The sequence below is a fragment of the Myxococcus xanthus genome (assembly GCF_013116825.1).
Classification (GTDB): domain Bacteria; phylum Myxococcota; class Myxococcia; order Myxococcales; family Myxococcaceae; genus Myxococcus; species Myxococcus xanthus_B.
Genome location: NZ_JABFNS010000283.1, coordinates 1 through 1,477 on the forward strand (window position 1 = coordinate 1; position 1,477 = coordinate 1,477).

Annotated in this window: 2 protein-coding genes and 1 pseudogene; all 3 read right to left on the minus strand. The window is 74.3% G+C overall.

Annotated elements, in window-relative coordinates:
• Window positions 1-440: pseudogene (locus tag HNV26_RS37290) on the minus strand (hypothetical protein); the annotation flags it as partial.
• Window positions 437-985 carry an RNA polymerase sigma factor gene (locus tag HNV26_RS37295; protein ID WP_140786907.1) on the minus strand — a complete coding sequence of 183 codons (549 nt, stop codon included), beginning with the start codon at window positions 983-985 and terminating at the stop codon, window positions 437-439. The gene HNV26_RS37295 and the pseudogene HNV26_RS37290, both read right to left, overlap by 4 nt.
• Window positions 986-1,060: 75 nt before the next feature.
• A partial coding sequence (locus HNV26_RS37300) for a hypothetical protein (protein ID WP_171453036.1) occupies window positions 1,061-1,477 on the minus strand: 417 nt, incomplete at its 5' end.

Consider the following 1,477-nt stretch of genomic DNA (forward strand, 5'->3'; position numbering starts at 1 on the left):
GACAGACGCGGGGTGGGCGCTTCGGCAACGGGGGGCGCCGACACGACGCCCTCGGCGGGCACCTCGCTCCGTGGACGCTCCACCGGCGGCGTCTCCCGCTGGGCTTGGGCGACCGTCGGAGGCTGTGCGCGCTCGTAGACGCGGCCCGCCTGGAAGGAGCCCACGGCCCCCGTGAGCGCGGCCACGCCCACGAGCACCTTGAGCTTGAGGCCCGTGGCCACCGTCGCGCCACCCGCGAGCGGCTCGGACGCGGGCGCCACCGGAGCCGGTGAGGGAGCCGCAGGGGCCGGGGGCGGCTGGAGGGGCGCCAATCGGGCCGCGAGGGACGCCAGCTGCGCGGCCGAGGGCCCATCGTCCAGGGCGGAGCCCAGCAGCTCGCGCAGCTCGGGCGAGGCATCGGAGGACTCCTCCAGGAGTCGCACGGGCTCGGGCGTCCTCATCTCTCGCCTCCTTGCAACCGGGCCACGGCCTCCTGGACCTGCTTGCGCGCAGCGTACAGCCGCGCGTAGGCGGTCTGCACGGGGCACCCCACCGCCTGGGCCACGTCGGCCATGGCCCACTGCTCGATTTCGAAGAGGACGAACACCGCCCGCTTGTCCTCGTCGAGCGCATCCAGGATGCGGTCCAACCGGGCCCGCGCCTGCGTGCGCGCCACGGACTCGAGCTGCTCGGGGGGACGGGCCTCGTCAGGAGTCTCCGCGACGGGGGTCTCCCGCCGGACGTGGGCCCGCTTGCGATGGTCCGAGGCCAATCGCATGCAGATGCCGAAGAGCCACGCGGCCACGGGCGCGCGCGGGTCGAACTCGGGGAGACGGCGATGGACCACCAGGAACGCCTCCTGGCAGACGTCCTCCAGGTCCGCCTCCCTCACGCCCATGCGCCGCAGCGTGCGCCACACGAAGGCCGCGTGCTGGGCATGCACCCGCTCGAAGTCGAGCGGTTCCGCCCCTTCGGGAGCGGGCAGGGCTTGGGGAGGGGGAGGCATCGCGCGGGAGTCCGGGGCCGGCGGACTCTAGTGAGCTTCCCGGCGCCAGGTGAAGCGCTACCCGCCCCCGGTGACTCAGGGCCCTCGGAACGACAGGCCCAGCTCGACGAACGCGCGCAACTGCGCCCCCAAACGCCCCTCCCAGGCGGAGGTCATCGGCAACGTGGGACGCAGCCACCCCACCGCGGCGCCGCCCCCCACATGCAACGCGGTGGCGCTTCCCAGTCGCAGCTCCAGCTGGGCTCGCGCCACCGCGTCACCTCGGATGAGCAAGTCCACCTCGTTCACCGCCGGACCCTTTGAGTCCGCCATCACGAACGAGAACGCCGCCGCCGCGCACGTGGACACCTCCCATCGGGAGCCGCCCACCACCAGCGGACACAGCCCCACCTCGGGCGTCGCCAGCATCAGGTCCACCCGCCCGTCCTCGCGCTCCGAGCGGGCCCAGGGCACCACGGAGAGCCCCACGAGCCACGTCACGCGCCCCGCCCC